Annotated in this window: 16 protein-coding genes; 12 read left to right on the forward strand and 4 right to left on the reverse strand. The window is 56.6% G+C overall.

Going from position 1 to position 19370, the window contains the following annotated elements; all coding sequences use genetic code 11:
• Positions 1-17: 17 nt before the first annotated feature.
• Together VMN77_01505 and VMN77_01510 are read right to left on the reverse strand one after the other, a co-directional pair.
• Positions 18-1331 carry an MFS transporter gene (locus VMN77_01505; GenBank protein HTN42457.1) on the reverse strand — a complete coding sequence of 438 codons (1314 nt, stop codon included), beginning with the start codon at positions 1329-1331 and terminating at the stop codon, positions 18-20.
• Between the two features lie 61 nt (positions 1332-1392).
• Positions 1393-2211, reverse strand: coding sequence for an inositol monophosphatase family protein (locus tag VMN77_01510; protein ID HTN42458.1), 819 nt, complete (start codon positions 2209-2211; stop codon positions 1393-1395).
• A gap of 63 nt (positions 2212-2274) precedes the next feature.
• Here VMN77_01510 and VMN77_01515 point away from each other — a divergent pair, with 63 nt between their 5' ends.
• The 4 genes from VMN77_01515 to VMN77_01530 are packed head-to-tail and all read left to right on the forward strand — an operon-like array spanning position 2275 to position 8796.
• Positions 2275-3654, forward strand: coding sequence for an MATE family efflux transporter (locus VMN77_01515; GenBank protein ID HTN42459.1), 1380 nt, complete (start codon positions 2275-2277; stop codon positions 3652-3654).
• Entirely contained in the window at positions 3638-4672 is a 1035-nt protein-coding gene (gene ltaE / locus VMN77_01520) for a low-specificity L-threonine aldolase (GenBank protein ID HTN42460.1), read from the forward strand. The genes VMN77_01515 and ltaE overlap by 17 nt, the downstream gene beginning before the upstream one ends.
• A 36-nt stretch (positions 4673-4708) precedes the next feature.
• On the forward strand, positions 4709-7618 hold the full coding sequence (locus VMN77_01525) for an ATP-dependent DNA helicase (protein ID HTN42461.1): 2910 nt from the start codon (positions 4709-4711) through the stop codon (positions 7616-7618).
• Complete coding sequence (locus VMN77_01530) at positions 7618-8796, forward strand: CehA/McbA family metallohydrolase (GenBank protein ID HTN42462.1); 1179 nt, start codon at positions 7618-7620, stop codon at positions 8794-8796. The genes VMN77_01525 and VMN77_01530 overlap by 1 nt, the downstream gene beginning before the upstream one ends.
• 14 nt (positions 8797-8810) lie before the next feature.
• On the opposite strand, the gene rpsU is transcribed toward VMN77_01530, so the two are convergent.
• Positions 8811-8999, reverse strand: coding sequence for a 30S ribosomal protein S21 (gene rpsU, locus VMN77_01535; protein ID HTN42463.1), 189 nt, complete (start codon positions 8997-8999; stop codon positions 8811-8813).
• A gap of 298 nt (positions 9000-9297) precedes the next feature.
• Positions 9298-9741, reverse strand: coding sequence for a hypothetical protein (locus VMN77_01540; GenBank protein HTN42464.1), 444 nt, complete (start codon positions 9739-9741; stop codon positions 9298-9300).
• 119 nt (positions 9742-9860) lie between these two features.
• Between VMN77_01540 and VMN77_01545 the strand changes: the two genes are divergently transcribed.
• From VMN77_01545 to VMN77_01580, 8 genes are all read left to right on the forward strand, one after another.
• Positions 9861-10361, forward strand: a complete 501-nt coding sequence (locus VMN77_01545) for a DUF3015 family protein (GenBank protein HTN42465.1) — start codon at positions 9861-9863, stop codon at positions 10359-10361.
• A 58-nt stretch (positions 10362-10419) separates the two neighbouring features.
• The gene (locus tag VMN77_01550) at positions 10420-10905 is read left to right on the forward strand and encodes a DUF3015 domain-containing protein (GenBank protein HTN42466.1); all 486 of its coding nucleotides are present in this window, start codon (positions 10420-10422) and stop codon (positions 10903-10905) included.
• A gap of 110 nt (positions 10906-11015) precedes the next feature.
• Positions 11016-12950 carry a DUF4105 domain-containing protein gene (locus VMN77_01555; protein ID HTN42467.1) on the forward strand — a complete coding sequence of 645 codons (1935 nt, stop codon included), beginning with the start codon at positions 11016-11018 and terminating at the stop codon, positions 12948-12950.
• 293 nt (positions 12951-13243) lie between these two features.
• Positions 13244-14971 (forward strand): hypothetical protein, encoded by a 1728-nt coding sequence (locus VMN77_01560; GenBank protein ID HTN42468.1) that lies wholly within the window; start codon positions 13244-13246, stop codon positions 14969-14971.
• A 129-nt stretch (positions 14972-15100) separates the two neighbouring features.
• The gene (locus VMN77_01565) at positions 15101-16138 is read left to right on the forward strand and encodes a neutral/alkaline non-lysosomal ceramidase N-terminal domain-containing protein (protein HTN42469.1); all 1038 of its coding nucleotides are present in this window, start codon (positions 15101-15103) and stop codon (positions 16136-16138) included.
• 122 nt (positions 16139-16260) lie between these two features.
• Positions 16261-17529: a hypothetical protein gene (locus tag VMN77_01570; GenBank protein ID HTN42470.1), complete on the forward strand. Its 1269-nt coding sequence runs from the start codon at positions 16261-16263 to the stop codon at positions 17527-17529.
• A gap of 80 nt (positions 17530-17609) precedes the next feature.
• Positions 17610-18254, forward strand: a complete 645-nt coding sequence (locus tag VMN77_01575) for a hypothetical protein (GenBank protein ID HTN42471.1) — start codon at positions 17610-17612, stop codon at positions 18252-18254.
• Positions 18255-18386: 132 nt separating this feature from the next.
• Positions 18387-19370, forward strand: a complete 984-nt coding sequence (locus VMN77_01580) for a prolyl oligopeptidase family serine peptidase (protein HTN42472.1) — start codon at positions 18387-18389, stop codon at positions 19368-19370.

A 19370-nucleotide genomic window follows, 5' to 3' on the forward strand; every position in this document is an offset into this window, starting at 1 on the left:
GGGGGCGCCGCGAGCTCCTACGTCGGCGGTTGATTGCCCGCCTCGATCGCCGCCTTCCGAACATCCACACGCAGCAATAAAACCAGGCCCAGGATAAAAAAGATCACCAGGGAAACAAGGGCGATACGATAGCTTCCGGTCAGCTGGAGCGATAGGCCGAAGAGCAGCGGGCCCAGCCAACTGGTCCCCCGTTCGCTCACCTCGTACAGGCTGAAATACTCCGCCTCCTGGCCTCTCGGTATCATGAGCGAATAGACCGAGCGGCTCAAGGCCTGACTGCCGCCGAGAACGATGCCGATCACGGCGGCCAGAATGAAGAACTGGAATGCGGTTTGCAGGAAGCCATAGGCGTAGATCAGACACCCGGTCCAGATCAGAAGACTGACCGCGATGGCCTGCCGGCTGCCGATGCCTTTGGCGACAAAATTGAAAAGGAGGGATCCGAAAAAGGCGACGAACTGCACCATTAAAATTACGGTCGTCAATGTGGAAAGCGGTAATTTCAATTCTTCCTGGCCGAATTCCGAAGACAATGTGATCACCGTTTGGATCCCGTCGTTGTAAAACAGATAGGCCACGACAAAGAGCAAGGTTTGCGGGTAGGCCCGCACTTTTCCGAGGGTGCGACCAAGCTGCTTAAACCCGACCGTCAGAAAGCTTTCCGTCGGCGGCAGCCGCTTGACCGGCTGCCGGCTTTTCAGGGTCAACAACGGGATGATCGTAAAGAATCCCCACCACACTCCGGCCGAGGCCAGACTGATCCGCACCGCCTGTCCGGTTGTCATCCCGAAAGCGTCGGCTTTTGAAAACAGGATCAGGTTCATCAGCAGGAGCAGGCCGCCGCCCAGATACCCGATCGCCCAGCCCATGGAGGAAACGGAGTCGCGCTGATCGGGGCCGGCGATCTCCGGGAGAAAGGCGTTGTATAAGACGACCGAGGCGCCGAAGCTGACATTGGCCAAAACGAAGAGCCCCCCGCCCACCAGATAGCGAGTCCCGTACAGAAAATACATGCCGGTCGTGGCCAAGGCGCCCAGATAGGCAAAGGCGGCCAGCAACTGCTTTTTCCGATGCGAGTAGTCCGCGATCGCGCCTAAGACGGGCAGAAAAATAACCTGAAGCAGCACGGATAAGGAAACCACGTAGGGGAAGAACGAGCCGGCCTTCAGGCGGAGGCCGAAAAGGTCCAGGAACCCATCGGGACCGGCGGCCGAAATGGCCAGTGTGGTGAGATATGGACCCAGGAAAACCGTTACTACGGTCGTGGAGAAGGCGGAGTTGGCCCAATCGTAAAAGTACCACCCGCGCTGCTCGGAACGATGGTTTTTCAACAGGGAATCTCTGAAAGGGATCGATGATGGCGAATTGACAAGCGTCGCTCAACCCGAATATCTACCGACCCGAGCGCTTGGCCGATTCCAGAACCTCGACCATCTCCCGGTGAATCTTGCCGTTGCTGGCCAGGATCTCCTTCAAGTAGATCTGATACGGTCGGTTTCCAAAATCGGTCACGGTCGCCCCGGCTTCGGTGGCGATCAGAGAACCCGCGGCCGTATCCCACGGCGAAAGCTTCATTTCCCAGAATCCGTCGAAGCGACCGCAGGCCACATAACAGAGGTCCAGCGCGGCCGAACCGGTCCGCCTCACACCCTGGACACGAAGGCTGAAGTTTGAAAAGTGATCCAGATTGTTCAACAGGTCCTGCCGCACATCGTAGGCGAAGCCGGTCACGAGCAAACTGGCGTTGAGTTTTTCGGTCTTCGACACATGGATCCGGCGGCCGTTCAGTGTAGCCCCCTTACCTTTCTCGGCCAGAAACATCTCCTCGTGCAGCGGATCGTACACCAGGCCCAGGACGACTTCGCCACGGGTTTCCAACCCGATGGAGACGCAGAACATCGGAAAGCTGTGGGCAAAGTTGGTGGTGCCGTCCAGCGGATCGACGATCCATTTGTGGTCGGATCCGATCGATTCGGGCGTGGCATGTTCCCCACCCTCCTCGGCCAGGAACCGATGATCCGGAAATCGTCTGCGGATCGTGCGAACAATGACCGCTTCGGCCGCCCGGTCCGCCTCGGTCACCAGATTCACCTCGCCCTTGAAATCGATCCGCATATCGGTGGCGAAAAACTTCCTCAGAACTTTTCCACCGGCCTTTGCCGCCTGGAGGGCGACATCGAGAAAGGGGCTTGGCTCGGTCTTATTTCGCATGAGGTGACTATATCATAATCCCGCGATCTTTGTGAAATGGGTTGTCTTTGACTTGAAATGAAAATGCACTATAATGTGGAAGTGGGCAAGTCACTCCTTCGTAAACAGGTCCGCCGCGAGGTTGTCGCCCTCGCCATGCCGGTGGTCCTCAGCAGCCTCCTCCAGCGGTCCGTAAGCATCGTCGACATCTTTCTGGTCGGCGGGCTGGGTGCCCCGGCCATCGCGGCCGTCGGAATCGGCCAGCTCCTGATTTTCATCTCGCTGACGGTGATCTGGGCGCTGTCCTCCGGCACTACGGTCGTGGTCGCCCAACTCTGCGGGGGCCGCCGGCGGCCGGAAGCGGCCCGAATCGCTTTCCAGTCCATCCTGTTATGCATTTTTCTTTCCGTTCTGATCAGTCTGTTGGGCGGCTTCTTCGGACTGGAGGGCGGGCGCCTTCTCGGAGCCGAGCCCGACGTGGTGAATCTGGCGGACGGTTACCTTAAAGTCATCTTCGGGGTGTTCGGATTCATCGCCCTCGTGAACCTTCTCTCCAACATTCTGTACGGGGTGGGGGACACCCGAAGCCCCCTCATCGCCGTGATCATCGCCAACGTGCTTCATGTGCTGATCGCCTATCCCCTCATCTACGGACTCTGGGGAGCGCCGCAGCTCGGCATCGTGGGGGCGGCGATCGCGGTCGGAATCTCGGAGGCCGTCGCCGTGCTGATCCTTTTCTGGGCGCTCTACCGGCACGGGGCCGTTCATGCGGGACGGTTCAATTTGGTTTTGCTCAGGGAAGTCCTCCGCATCGGACTGCCGGTCTTTGGGGACCGGGCCTTGCAACAGGCCGGTCAGACCCTCTATCTCAAGATGATCATGTTTTACGGAACGGCCGCTTACGCCGCGCATCAGGTCGGCGTCTCGATCGAAGCGCTCTCTTTCATGCCAGGGTACGGGCTCTCGATCGCCGCGACCACCGCGGTCGGCCAGAGCCTGGGAGCCAATCAACGCGATCGGGCCAACATGGTCAACTGGGAAGCCAATCGGTTCGCCGTGATGCTCATGGCCGGCATGGCCGTGCTGTTTTTCTTCTTTCCGTACATTTTGCTCCGCCTATTCACCAGCGATCCCGAGGTGATCCGTTTGGGAACCCTCTTCTTGAAAATCGTGGCGACGCTCCAGATCCCGCTGGCGATCACGATGGTTCTCTCCGGCTCGCTCAAGGCCGCCGGCGATACGCAATACCTCTTATTCACCACGGTGGTCGGAAGCTGGGTGGTTCGGGTGCCGCTGGCCTATCTTTTTACCTACGGCCTGGGGTTAAGCCTCCCGTTCGTCTGGAGCATCATGGTGGTGGACTGGCTCGTGCGGATGACCCTCCTCCTGATCCGTTACCGCTCCGAGCGGTGGCATCGCCCCTCCCTCGTCCAAGGACAAACCTTTCATGAACTCCCGGATTGACCTCCGAAGCGACACCGTGACCCGTCCTACGCCGGCGATGCGAAGGGCGATGGCCGGGGCCGAAGTCGGAGACGACGTCTTCGGCGAGGATCCCACCGTCAACCGCCTTCAGGAGCGTGCGGCCGAACGGGTGGGAAAAGAGGCCGCGCTGTTCGTTCCGTCGGGTATCATGGCCAACCAGCTCGCGGTCCGGCTCTTGACCCAACCCGGCGATGAAGTGATCATCGAGGCCCAGGCCCATATCTTCCATTACGAGGCCGGCGCCGGAGGAGCCCTCAGCGGAATTCAATTTTATCCGCTGGCCGGCGCGCGCGGCATCCTGGAAGCGGAGCAGGTGGCCGATGCGATTCGCACGGATGAAAATTATTTGCCGCCCACGCGACTGATCTGTCTTGAAAACACGCATAACCGAGGCGGCGGGAGGATCTATCCTCTGGAGAAGATCAAGGCCATCGCCAAAATTGCGCGCAGCCGCGGCGTGGCGATGCATCTGGACGGCGCAAGGATCTTCAATGCCTCCGTTGCAAGCGGAATACCGGCGGCCGAATATGCGAAGCCGTTCGATACCGTCTCGTTCTGTCTTTCGAAAGGACTCGGCGCGCCGGTCGGCTCGATGATTTGTACCTCGGCCGACCGGATTCCCTTCCTGAGACGACTGCGCCGAATGTTCGGCGGCGGAATGCGGCAGGCCGGCATCCTGGCGGCGGCCGGATTGTACGCTTTGGATCATAACGTCAAACGACTGGCGGAGGATCACGCCCATGCCAAACAACTGGCCACGGCGCTTTCGGACCGGCCCGGGGTTTCGATCGATCCGGATCATGTCGAGACGAATATCGTCATTTTTGATATTTCAAAGAGCCGTTATTCCCCGCCGCGGGCCGTCGAAACTTTAAAGCAGGAAGGCGTTCTCGTCGTCCCTTTTGGGAAGACACTGCTCCGCGCCGTGACGCACTTGGATATCAGCGGGAAGGATATTGAAAAAGCGATCGGGGCCTTTCGCAAGGTTTTCCGTTAAGTTTGACTTCGACCCGTCGCAAAAGTAAAATGGGGCATGGACCTCACCCCCCAACAGCGGGAAGCGATCAAGCACGAAAAGGGCCCGCTCCTGATCATCGCCGGCGCCGGGACCGGCAAGACCCTGGTCATCACCCACCGGATCGCCCACCTGATCCTGACTCAAACGGCCCGGCCGGAAGAGATCCTCGCACTGACCTTCACCGAAAAAGCCGCTCATGAAATGGAGGAGCGCGTGGACACCCTGGTGCCGATGGGTGCCTTCGGGTATCATATCAGCACCTTCCATGCTTTCGGGGAGCGCGTACTGCGCGAACACGGTCTGGCCTTGGGTCTGACCACCGACTTTCAAGTTCTCTCCCGCCCGGAGCAGGTCATCTTTTTCCTCGACCATCTGTTCGAATTCGATCTGGACTATTACCGGCCCCTCGGCAATCCCACGAAACATGTCGAGGCGATTTTAACGCTCATCTCACGGGCCAAGGACGAGGACGTAAGCCCGGAGGAGTATCTCGCTTTTGCCGAAAGGCTGGACCGGCTGGCCCGGAAAAAACCAAAAGACAAAAATCTTGCGGAACAGGCCCAACAACAAATGGAGCTGGCCCGGACCTATGAAACTTACCAGCGGCTCCTGGGAAAAGAGGGACGTGTCGACTTCGGGGACCTCGTGCTGCTGCCCCTCCGTCTTTTTCGGACCCATCCCATGATCCTGCAGCGGTACCAGGAACGGTTCCGTTTCATCCTCGTGGACGAGTTCCAGGACACCAACTACACCCAGTTCCAGCTGGTTCGCCTTCTGGCTCAAGACCATCAGAATATCGTCGTGGTGGGGGACGACGATCAAAGCATTTATAAATTCCGCGGGGCGGCGATCAGCAACATCCTCAATTTTATGGAGCACTATCCGGAGGCCCGCCAAGTCGTCCTGACCGAAAACCACCGCGCCACACAGACCCTCCTGGACACCGCCTACCGATTGATCCGCAACAACGACCCGGATCGGCTGGAGGTCCGGAACTCCGTAGACAAGCGTTTGAAGTCCAACCGCATGGGCGATGTTCCGGTGCTTCACCTGGCCTACGATACCGTATCGGCCGAAGCCGACGCCGTGGCCCGGACGATCGAAGAAAAGATGGATACGGGAAATTATCTCTATAAGGACTTCGCGATCCTCGTGCGGGCGAATCAGGATGCGGAAACGTTCATGCGGGCGCTCAACATGCGGGGGATCCCGTATTCCTTCACCGGAAATCGGGGGCTCTACCGCCGGGAGGAGATCCGGACCCTCGGGGCGTTCCTCCGGGTCCTGGCCGACCCCGCCGATAGCCTGAGCCTCTACCAACTGGCCGGTTCCGAAATTTACCGGCTCGATATGGAAACCTTGATCCGGTGCTCCAACCTGGCCGACCGGAAAAATCTGAAACTGGAGGAGGCCTTGATTCAATTTAAGAACGAGCCTGACCTCTTCACCGCTTCGGGTCAGGCCATGACCGTGATCACTCGGCTGCTTCAGGACCTTCGACACTTTCGCGAGGAGTCGGGACACTATGCCGCCTCCGTGCTGCTTTACCGATTTCTCCAACAGACCGGGTATCTGACCGAGCTCACCAAGGCCGAGTCCCTGGAAGCCGAACTCAAGATCAAAAACATCGGGGAATTTTTTGAAAAGATCCGCCGGATCGAGGCCGTTTTACAGCACGAACAGGTTCCCCGGGTCATCCGCTACCTGGACGCGCTGATCCAGGCCGGCGACGACCCGTCCGTGGCCGAGATCGAAACCGATCAGGACAGGGTGAGCATCCTGACGGTCCACAAGGCCAAGGGGCTTGAATTCCGGGTCGTGTTCATGGTAAGTCTGGTGGAGCTGAAATTCCCCAGCCGCGAGCGGGGCGACCCGATCGATTTTCCCGAGACGCTGATCAAGGACAAACTGCCGGCCGGCGATTTTCACCTTCAGGAGGAGCGCCGCTTGTTCTACGTCGGCATGACCCGGGCCAAGGAAGAGCTGTATCTCACCTCGGCGCGGGACTACGGCAGCGGAAAATCCCGCCGGATCAGCCGCTTCGTTCTGGAGGCCCTGGGCTTGAATGAAAAGACCGTCCCGGTCCGTCGTTCGGCCGCCCTGGAGGTGATCCGCCGATCGGCCGGGCCGCCGCTCGATCCCAACATCGCGGCCTATCATCCGGTGGAAGCACCCGTCTTGAGTTATTACAAGATCGACGATTACCTCACGTGTCCGCTAAAATACAAGTTCGCCCACCTGATCCGGCCGCCCATCCCGCGCCACCCGACGGTGATGTACGGAAGCGCCTTGCACACGGCGGTCCAGGCCTACCTCCGGCAGAAAATGACGGGAAAATCCATGCCGCTGGATCAGCTTTTGCAGGTCTTTGATAAGGCCTGGGTCAACGACGGCTTCCTGAGCCGGGAACATGAAGAGCGTCGTCTGGGGGCCGGGCGGGAAACGCTCCGGCGATTCTTCCAAAACGAGGAGGCCTCCCGCATCGTACCGGCCGCGGTCGAGAAGGGGTTCAAGTTTTTCATCGACCCGGGTCCGGAGTCCGCAAAGGTCACGGGCCGCTGGGACCGCATCGACGAAATCGGCGGAGAGGTCCGCGTGATCGATTATAAATCGTCCAACGTTCCGAGCCAGAAGAAAGCGGACGTGGAAACCCAAAAAAGCCTTCAGCTGTCCATCTACGCCCTGGCTTACCAGAAACAATACGGAAAAATCCCGGACGGCGTGGAGCTGCATTTTCTGGAATCCGGCCGTGTCGGCCGCGCGAAGAAGACGGAGGAGGATCTGGAAAAGACGGCGGCCGCGATCCGGAAGGTTTTTTCCGGAATACGCTCGGGAGATTTTTCCGCACGGCCCTCTTATATGGCCTGCCGGTATTGCGCTTATCAGAATATCTGCCCCCACACCCGCTTCGGAAAGGACGCCTGATGTTTCGTCGAGGCGCGCGGGTCCTGGCGGTCCTCATAACGGTCGTTCTCACCGCCGGCTGCGCCACCCATTCCTACTGGCAAAGGCAACGGGAACAGATCGAGGGGCTGAAGCAAACGCGCCGACCGGTTCCGCCGGTTGGAGGCTATCACGACTTCCCCGGCGTGATTCATGTCCACTCGCTCCTTTCTCACGACAGCAAGGGAACCGTGGATGAAATCGTCGAGGCGGCCAAACAGAATGGTTTGGCCTTTGTGATCATGACGGATCACCACAACCCACGGATCTACACCCGTGGCTTTGAGGGTTGGTATGATAACATCCTGGTTCTTCGGGGCTCCGAGATCATTAAAGGATGCGCCGGCCGTACGGGCGACACCTGCGACAGTCTGCTGGTGCTGGGGCTCAAGGACTATCTGGATCCCAAACCGCTGACCATGGCCCAGATCATCGACCGGGTGAAACAGCAAGGGGGGCTCGCCTTTGCCGCCCACCCGGGGGGGTTTAAAGATTGGGACCTCCCGGGGATTGACGGGATGGAGATCTACGATCTTCTGGACGACGCCGTCGATCACCCTTGGCGGTTCCCGGAATATTTAACCGATATCGAATATTCCTACAGCAACTATTCCGATCAGGTTATCCTCTCCATCCTCGACCGGCCGGATGCCGCTCTTAAGAAATGGGACGAACTTTCCCGGCAGCGACGGTGGACGGGCATCGCCGGAAACGATGCGCATCAAAATATACGGGTCCTGGGCCATCAGATCGATCCCTATGCGCTGAGTTTCGGCTTCGTCCGGACCCACATTTTGGCGAAGGAATTGAACGAGTCCGAAGTCCTGCGGGCCCTGGCTTCCGGTCATGCCTATGTGGCCTTCGACACATTCTCGGATTCCACCGGATTTGTTTTCTGGGCAGGCGATGATTCGTTTCAAGGGATACAAGGAGACGAAGTCCGGCAGACGCCCGGATTAACGTTGACGGTCGACAGCCCCGTCGTGGGATTGATGGAACTGGTGCGGAATGGAACCGTCATCCGAACCGCGACTACGGCGCATCTCAGCGTACCGGTTGAAGAGGCCGGAGTTTATCGGGTCCAGATTTCTCTCAGAATTAGCGGGCAGTGGCGGCCGTGGATTTTCTCAAACCCGATCTTCGTCCGCCCGGGCGGTTAGACTGAACCGGCATGTCAACGGCCGCGGCGCTCCGCCTTCAGCCTTCGCTTTCGGGCGTCCTGCCGTTTTCGGCGCTTCTTGACACTCGGTTTTTCATAGGCCTGCTGGCGACGGAGTTCCCGGAAAATGCCTTCCTTGGCCATTTTCCGCTTGAGAATCTTGATCGCCTTTTCAAGGCCTTCCTGGTAAACTTTGACTTCCATGGACCAGCCTTTCAAACTTCATGTGACCGTAGGGCCGTCACGTAACATCGATCGATGCATCAACTGCCGAATGATCAGCCTCACAAAATAAAAAGCCCTCAACGGTCGTTTGGGGCTTTCGGTCATCGCTCGCATATCTATAGGGACTGCATCCTCTCCGGCTGGAGGGTCGAACCATCATACGGCAGTTTGCGCGCGCTGTCAAGGGGTTTTGACCTGATCAAGGTTATTCTTAAAAAATTGCCTTGCGCGATATAAAGTTTCTCCAATTTTTAAAGACCATCGGCCGCCAATAAATTTAATCGAAATGCGAGGAGGAATATTGGAACCCTCTGAACATTTTTAACTTGACAATCTTGAACAAGAATGCTAAAAACAAAACGCCTCGAACGCTAAATTCTGCGGGGCGCTTCGTAAAATCGCCAGTAATGTCCGGCGTGAGTATTAAATAATGACGCGCATCAAGCGTTTTCCGTTCCGAATGAAAAACCACAATTGAAATAAAGGACCTATTGCGTAGACACCTCATCATCTTGGCGGTCCTATCGGTAAGCATATCTGGTTGCTTAGCCGTGGCCACGCCGGCGAGGGGTATTTTATACACGGATGTCCAGTTCGGCGACGTGTCCACATCGGCCACCGGTTCCACCAAAGAAGGAAAAGCCTGCGCGGAGTCATTTTTCTCTCTGATTGCAGTCGGCGATGCGCGAATCGCTACCGCAAAGGCCAATGCGGGAATCACTGAGGTTTCCGTGATTGATCACTCGACCAAAAATATCCTGGGCATCTATGGAGAATATTGCACCGTGGTCAAAGGTAAGTAAGCGTGTATCCGTAACCTTCAACCCTAAGGAGGGATTTATGATTAGAAAAGTGGGGCTATCGGTCCTCATCGCAGCCATTGCATTAATCCCGACGTCCTTCGCTCTTGCGGCAGGCTACGGCGCCGCGGGCTGCGGATGGGGCGGCAAGGAGATTGGAAAGAACAATGATATCCTGGCTCAGCTCGGCGCAACAATTTTAAATGGTTTTCTTAGCAATCAGACATTCGCCATGACTTCGGGTACTTCCGGATGCAAGAGTTCGATGGGAGCGGCCGAACTAGAGCAGAACCAATTTGTCGAAAGTAACTATCACAGTCTCGCAAAGGAAATGGCGGCGGGTGAGGGGGAAAACCTGGACACCTTGGCCGGCTTAATGGGTTGTTCCACAAACCAAACGCAACACTTCGCAACCTTCACCAGAGAAAACTACAATGCAATTTTTTCGAGTGAACAGGAAACGCCATCGGAAATGCTGGCCTCTCTGAAAAAAGACCTGTCGAGTGACCCGATAATGGCGGCATCGTGTTCCAAGATATAAAAAAATGAGATACGGATTACAGAATTGGCCTGTCAACCGAATCTTATAGGAGGATCAAATGAAGAAATATATTTTAGCGATTGTTGGAACGATCCTGTTTTCCTCATCCGCATTCGCCGCCGGTTATGGCGATGCCGGTTGTGGTTTGGGCTCGCTGCTATTTGGAAACCAAAAAGGACCTGTTCAGATTCTTGCCGCTACGACAAACGGGACCTCCGACAATCAGACTTTTGCCATTTCCTCTGGCACTTCAAATTGCGACGCGAAAGGATTTGACACGTCTAAATTGGAACAGGAGCAGTTCGTCGCAATCAATTTCTCCGGGTTGGCCAAGGACATGGCCGTCGGTCAAGGAGAACAGCTTACCGCACTGGCTGGCATGATGGGTTGCCCGACGGTACAGCAACCCCGATTCAACACCGTGGCCCAACATAATTACCCGGCGATCTTTGCGAGCGATTCCACCACGCCGGCAGAAGTCTTGACCGCCGTCCGGGGCGTGGTGTCACGCGACACCGAACTATCGACGACCTGTATCAACTAAGGAAGATCATAACATTCAGGGGGTACGATCATTTTTGCCGTCCAAAGCAAATGGTCGTATCCCTTTTTTTATCCGCCCGGAGCCGCCGCACTACCCCAAATCTTCATGCCATGGCACGGATAAGTTTCCTCATTGCCATCACCGCTCTCATGATCTCGTGGAACGCGGCTTCGGCTTATGCCGCTGGTGACGCCGATGGCGACCGAGAACGTTACCTAAACGAGCTCATTCTTCAGGCCCGAACGCAGGGTCTGGCTGAGAAACGAAACTGGCATCTTCTGGTTCATTACAAGAAAACGCTCTTCGGAACATACGAGAGTCAGGAAGACGGCCTCGATTTTTTCAATTCGCCCACCGGTAAGACGAATCCCGAGGAAGAGCTGATCGCGACACTCAAAAATTTCTTCACCCCTCCAGAAACCTTGAAGCCCGGGCAGGAACATCCCCAGTGCAATTTCCCGGCTCGTTACAAATGGCTCAAACGCCAACTCGCCTTTGATCCCGCACGGCTTCCGGAACAGCAGTGCGAGCGTCTCGAAGGGTGGTTGAAAGATCTGAACCCGGAGAAGGTCACCGTCATTTTTGCCTCAAGCTACATGAACAATCCGGCCTCGATGTTCGGACACACCTTTTTGCGCATCGACAAGAAACGGCAAGGCTCGGAGCAAAAGCTCCTGGATTACGGAGTGAGTTATGCGGCGACGGCCGACACGGACAATCCCTTGTTCTATATCGTTAAAGGACTGTTCGGGGGATTTAAAGGAGCCTTTTCTCTTGTCCCCTATTATGTTAAAGTCCAGGAATACAACAACCTTGAAAATCGGGACTTGTGGGAATATGAATTGAATTTGAACGACGATCAGATTAATTACATGTTGCTTCACTTGTGGGAGTTGGGCGGCAACTATTTCGACTATTATTATTTTCAGGAAAACTGCTCCTACCACATCCTCTCATTGCTGGAAGTGGCCGATCCCGACATTCATTTGACGGATCAGTTTATCTTTCAAGTGATTCCGGCAGACACGATCAAAGCACTCACCCGAAACAGTGGCCTGATTTCAAAGGAGGTGTACCGTCCCTCTCTTCTGAGTCAGTTGAACAACAAACGGGTCCGGATGTCTGAAAGTGAAAATAAGATATTCTATCGTCTGGTTAAGAATCCCTCCGCCACCGAGGAAGCAGACTACCAGAATTTGACTCTCCCCGAAAAGGCCCTCGTACTGGACGCCTATCTGGATTACGCCCAGTATCGAAGCATGCAGAAGGAAAAAACCGCAACGGTGATCGATCCGACCACAAGGCGAATGCTCTTGGTGCGCAGTCAATTGAACTATCGGAATGACGAGTCACCGCAGGTGATCCAATTTTCCACACCGCCGGAGCTTGGGCACGGAAGCGCACGAGCTGGGATAGGGTATGGCCGAAATGGAAACGAATTCTTTGAAGAGATTTCGATCCGGCCGGCCTATCATGACCTTCTGGCCAACGACACCGGCTACAGGAAGGACTCCCAGATCCTATTTTTTGATCTGACCGCGCGGAGATACAACGAATCCGAAAAAACCAAAATCGACAGCCTCAAACTCATCGATATCGTTTCATTGACACCGTACGATCCGCTCTTCAATAAACTTTCATGGAAATTGAACGTCGGCGTGGACACCCCCAAGGATCTGGATTGCGGTTACTGCAACTCGTTCAAAGGGAACTACGGGCTGGGGATGTCCTATCAACCCCGTTTCTTCTCCCCGTTTATCTTTTATTCGATGGTCGATCTTGAAATGGAACTGTCCCATGATCTGGATCGCTGGTATCGGGCCGGAGGTGGAGGAACGTTCGGAGCCTTGATCGATCTCACTCACGATTGGCGAATCCAGATCACGGGAGATTATTTGAGTTTTCCGTTGGGCCAGGAATCCCATTATTATAAAGCCTCCGCCGTCCAACGCTACTCAATATCCCAAAACGCCGATATTCGAGCCGGATGGAACGTGATAAACAGCCGGCAGGAGTGGTCGGCAGGAATCAATTATTATTTTTGACGGACAGCAAGGAGCGACCGCCATGAAAAGATTCACCATGCCGGTGTGATAACACGGATCGTGGTGCCTACGCATTTCAAGCGGCGTCTCTGTTTTATAAAAACCCGCAGCGATTTTCTGGGATGGGGAATTAAAATCTCTTTACAAATTTCCGGATCCGCTCCCGGTCCTCCGTCTTCGAGTTGGTGAACCGCCCCTATGCCGGTCCGGATATTCCGGTCCCCGTTGGATTTAGTACAGTCCATCGACCCGGATGCCGCAACGCAACAGAATGATTATGCTATAATTTGATCATGAAACTCTCGGGAGTGACTCGTTTATCGATCACGGCCTTTCTCCTGTCGCTCCTGACGTTCCCTTCGGTCTATTCAGGCTCCGTGCAAGACTCGACGCCCCCCGCGACGGCCCAACTGCTGGCCGGCGCCGCCGCTGAAACCATCACGCCGGTTGACGAGCAAGGACATCTCTGGCAGGAGCCTTATACAGACGACAACGGGAACGGGCGCTACGACGCCCCGGACCCGTTAAATCCATCCGCCGCATCGGACCGCTTTGAAGACACCAACCACAACGGGAAGTGGGACGGACCGTTTCTGGCCGGATTTAAGCACAAAAAATCCTACTACACTGCCACCGGCGTGCATGATCCGCTCTGGACACGAGTCCTGGTCCTTCAATACGGTGACGTGAAATTGGCGCTGGTCGCCCTCGATGTCGTAGGATACCTTTACCCGGAGGTCCAGGCCATCCGGAAGGAAGCCGCGGATCTGGGGTTCCGCCAATTGATCGTGGCCAGCACGCACACGCACGAAGGTCCGGACACCGTCGGCCTCTGGGGGCCCAATCCTTTCACGGACGGAAAAGATCCGCGCCTGATGGAGCACATCCGGCGTCAGACCCTCGCGGCGCTTCGCGAAGCCGACCGCCGGCTCCAACCGGCCCGTCTCACCCTTGCCAAGACAACCCTGCCGGAGGCCTTTGGACAAATCATCGCGGACCTGCGGGATCCAATCGTGATTGACAATCGGCTCATGATCCTAAAGGTGGCTGACCTCCAGGGCCGGACCATCGCCACCGTGATTAACGGCGCCATTCATCCGGAGACCACGGGCGGGACGGGCAGCCTGATCACTTCCGATTTTCCCCACTACGTGCGCGAGGACATCGAGAAGGGGGGTTTTACCCTGCAAGGCCGGAGGGTTGAAGGCATTGGAGGAACCGCCATCTACGTCAACGGCGCGGTCGGGGGCCTCATGTCGACCTTGCGAACAAAGGTCAAAGACGAATCCGGGAATATTTTGCCGCAGCGCTCCTGGGAAAAGATGCAACGCATCGGGGAATTGATCGCCGGAGCCGCCCTCGAATCGCTTCAGAGATCGTCCCCGGTATCGATCCTCGGACTGGATGTTAAGACAAAAACGCTCATGATCCCTCTCGACAACCGCTACCTCCAAACGCTTATCTCAAAGAGCGTGATCCAACGCGAAACGTACACGAACGGCCGGCCGGTTAAGCCACCCGCCGTCGGACAGGATATCCGGACCGAGGTGGACCTCATCACCCTTCTGGGACGGACCGGCACGAAAGACGCCCGGCCCAAACCGATCGAGGCTCCCCTGGCACAGATCATCACGGTGCCGGGCGAACTGTTTCCGGAGATCGCGCTGGGCGGCTACCTGGAGGACACCGCCACCTGCTGGACGGTCACCGAACGTAAAAAATCCATTGACGGCATCGGCAAGGAGCGGACCGCGGCCTCCAACCCCGGTACGCCGAAAGAGCCTGTCCTGCGGGAATCCGTGACGGCCCCGTATTCTTTTTTGTTCGGTCTCGCCAACGATGAACTCGGTTATATCGTCCCGGCCAACGATTTCGTTTTTCCGACTTTCAATCCCGGACCGGTTTTCGGGACCGACCGTTGCGGATCCAAAGACCATTACGAAGAGACGCTTTCGACCAGTTCGAAGATGGCGCCCTTGGTGACCCGGGCCTTAATCGATCTGATCCAGAACAAACCGTAGAAAGCGGGGGGCCGGAGGCGGGGCGCCCCACCTAGCGCAGCCGGGGTCCCTATACCGGGCGGGGTGGCGAGCACGGTTGGGCTGCCGCAGGACAGGACCCGCGTCTGTAACGACTCCTGACTTAAATCTATGATGAAGCGCCGAACAAAATTCCTCCGCTCATCCCTCTACGCGGTGGTCATCGCATCGCTGGGGGGATGTCTCTCGATCGACTACACACCGATTGATCAACAGCCCTTCTTTCACCGGACGGAACAGGCGCTGAACGCGTTGACTCAGAAGGCGCCCGGGGAACATCCGCGTGGCCCCCTCCGGATCGGAACGGCGAAAATCGAAATCACGCCCCCCGTCGGCTTCCCCTTGGCCGCCTACGGCGCCCGGATATCCACCGGCGTCCACGACCCCATCATGGCCCGTGCGCTCGCGATTTCCGACGGCCGCGAGACGGTCGTTCTGGTAAGCGTGGAGCTTCTCGCGGTCACGGAAGATTTTTTTAACTCCGTTTCTCAGAAAATACGCGCCGTGATACCGCTCCCGGAGGACCATTTGCTGATCGCCGCCACGCATACCCATTCCGGACCCGGAAGTCTCGGGAAACGTTTCTGGGAAAGTCTGGCGGCGGGGCCATACAACGACGGGCTCTTTGAAATGACGACGACCCGCGCGGCGCAGGCCGCGATCCAGGCGTATCGGCGTCTTCAAGCGGCCGACGTGGCCTACGGCCGCGTCGATGCGGGAGACCGGATCGCAAATCGCATGATCAAGGGAGGCCCCACCGATCCGGACCTGATCTTCCTCGTATTCAAAACGCCGGAAGGCCGACCCCTGGCCTATCTGGTCAACTTTTCGGCGCATCCGACCGTGTTGCGCAGCGAAATCCGACTGAAGTCGAGCGATTTTCCGGGAGTGCTAAGCCGCGTCCTTGAAGAACGGGCGAAACAGGAAGATCCGGAGATTGTCGCCCTTTATACCTCCGGGGCCGTGGCGGATCAACGGCCGCATCCTCCCGATGGAAAGGGCGTGTTCGAGCGCGCCGAAGGGATGGGACGGGATCTGGCCGGACGGATCTTGAGGGCCAGCACCGGTCGACCGTCCCAAGATCGGGTCCAAATTACCAGTCGAATGATCTGGATGGAACTCCCGCCTCCACAAAATTATTCTTTATGATAGAATTACGGTAAGGAATGCATGAGCACGATCCGAAATCCCCTATGTGGTTTGAAAACGCGTTTAAGATGAATCCGTTTACCGACAGCATTTTTTACACCCTAAGCTAACGGGAAATTCGCATGGTACGGAAAAAAAGACATTTCATTGCGCTATTTCTGGCGGTCGGAGGATTGTTCGGGTGCGCGGAGAAGTACATCACATCCACGGAACCGGCGCGGATTGAGAAAGAGAGCGTTGGCGCGCATTGGGAGGCGGGCGTCGCGATCAAAGACATAACACCGCAAAAGGCGGTGTATCTTGCCGGTTTTCAAAGCGGCCGAGTAAGCAAAGGCGTGCATGACCCCTTATCCGCGAGATGTTTCGTGCTTTCCAACGGAAAAACGCGCGTGGGCATCGTGAGCATGGATCTCATCGGGATGCTCGGACCCGACATAGTCGCCATCAAGAGAGGGGTGCCCGCACTTGCACCGGAGCATATCATCGTGAGTTTCACTCATACTCACAGCGGGCCGGACACCACTGGTTTGTGGGGCTTCGGGCCCTTAAGCGGGAGAGACGGGCCTTACATGCGAGAGACGATTGACGCCGCGGCGGCGTGTTTGAACGATGCGATGCGTGATATGCAAGATATCACATTGCACTTTGGATCTACGACGGTTCAATATTCCAGATTTAAACACGATCTCACCATACCCGATCCCGCGTTCACGGTCATGCGCGCCACGAGGATCCGGGATGGAAAAGAAGAGGCGCTTTTCACTCTCGTCAACTATGCCGTGCATCCCACGATCATGCGAACAAACTTTATCACCGCCGATTTTGTCGGCTCGTTCTACGAGCACGTGCGGGAACTCGGCGGCGGGATGGGCATCTTCATGAACGGGACCCAAGGGCATGTGGGTCCGGCCATCAAGCGCAATGGCGAGGACGATTGGCCGGCCGCGGACCGTTTCGGGCGGATGATCGGCGATACGGCCATGGAATTACACACCGTGCCGTCGGCTGATTATGCGATTACCGTGCGGGATGATGTCCTGAGGGTGCCGCTGGCAAATCCTTGGTTCAAAATCGCGGCGTTCTTCAACAAGGTGCCCGATCCACGCAACGGCGACGATCATACGATTCCGCTTGAGCTCAGCTATGTCAAAATGGGAGAACTGACGCTCCTGACCATTCCAGGAGAGGCGTTTCCCAACATCGGCAAGGACCTGCGGCGCGATATACACGCTCCCTTTGAAATGCTCTGCGGCCTTTGCAACGGGGCGTACGGGTACATCATGTATCCGTCGGATTACGAAAACAAAAATTACTCTTATTGGAGAGGGGTGTCCCTCGGCCCGATCGGAGACGCCGTGTACCGTTCATTGGTCCTTCTGGGAAACAACTGACGCACAACAGGGAGATGACAGAGTTTCTTAATTAAGATATACTAACCTCCGGTATCATTCCCATCCATTCCTGAGGCCGGATGAAGGAGATTCTTGCGGGGATCCTGCTCTGCATCGGTCTGAGCGCCTGCGCGGGGCCATTAAGCCAGTTTAATTTTACCGCGGTCGAGTTGCAACGTTCGCCGGACTTCTCGCACCATAATCTTGAGGAAGGCAAGGTCGCCATCCTGTCCGCGGTCGCCGTGGATATTTTCCACGAGTACCGCCGTGTCCTTGGCGATTCCTTTTCCAAGGCCCTGCGCGAAACCTATCCCCAAATACCCCAGACCCCTCCCCAGGAAACCTTGAGCCTTCTGAACAACGACGATCTCGCGGATGAGTACGCTGAAATGGTTCGAACCTATGAAATTTCCGGAATCCTTCGAAAAACGAGCCAGCAAAAAATCGGACGGGCCCTGGACGTCCGCTATCTGATTCAGGTAAGCCTGCTTCAATTCTCCCAGGACACGGCGACGCGCTTTTCTTTCCTCGGCATCCGCTTCCTTCAAACCCGGTCCTCCTCCCTTCGCGTATTTGCCCAGATTTGGGATGTGTCCTCGGGAGCGATCGTCTGGGAAGGGTCCTCTTCGGCCACGGTCGCCGGCGAGGATGTCCGCGAGAAACCGATCCCGTTTGAAGAGGTCGCCAAACGGGCCTGGGAGGAATTGCTCAAAAAGCTGCCCTGACGCCGAAACCCGCCCCTTTTTTTATCTCTTCCCCCCTCAAATGGAGTCATGACACAGGTCCCCAATCAAGATATAATTTACTAAAACCCTGAATGTTGAAAAATTTCTCAACGGCACCCGGCGGGAATCCGCATGACCATGAATCTGAAATCGATGTCCATCCTCCATCGTCTCATCCTCATCCCATTTCTCCTCGGCCTGTCCCTCGACCTGGCCGGCTGTGTATATTACGGTCCGCAGAACGTCCGTCGCGAATCGCCGCCCATCCCTTCGATTGATCCGGATTATTTTCATACCGACCCTTCCCCCGCGCCCCCGCGAATCCTCTCCCGCGAGGTTCACGACGGCTACACGATAGAAAAACTTCAATTCCAACACCACGTAGCCTTCCTGTATGTCCCCGATCAAATTCAAACCGCCCCCGTCATCATCATCCATCCGATCACGCAGGGAGATTACTTCACGGAACGGATGGCCCTTTATTTCACCCGGGCGGGTTTCATCAGCCTTCGATTCAAAAGTCATGGCCACCTGATGCTGGCCAAAAACAGCGGCGACCCGCTGACCCGCTTTGAATCCCTGCTGAAGGACGATGTGATGGATGTGATGGAAGGGGTCGACTGGCTCGACGGACAACCCTTCGTGGACCGCCAGCGCATCGGCATCATCGGGGTCAGCATGGGGGCGATCATCAGCAGCGTCGCGGTCGGGGCGGATCCGAGGATCCGGGCCGGGGTCTTTATTCTGGGGGGCGGGGACCTGGCCGGCATACTCCTGTCGTCTTCGGAACCCACGGTTGTTTCCCTCCGCAACCAATTCAAAAAGGAGGAAAACTTTTCACCCGATGAACTTCGGGCCGAGGTCGAACGCCGGCTTCGAAACGTGGATCCGCTGACTTATGCCAGCCGGCTCGATCCAAAACGAACCCTGATGATCGAAGGTTATTTTGATCACGTGATCAAACGACGGTACGCTATGGCCCTCTGGAAAGCCGCCGGAAAGCCTTCCATGGTCATGCTTCCCACCGGACATTATTCCGCCGCTCTTTTTTTCGATTACGCCCAGCACCTGGCCCTGATCCATTTCCAGAAGGTGTTCGGTCAGAAGAATAAATAA

The organism is Nitrospiria bacterium, from assembly GCA_035498035.1.
In the GTDB taxonomy this organism is placed as follows: Bacteria; Nitrospirota; Nitrospiria; order JACQBZ01; family JACQBZ01; genus JACQBZ01.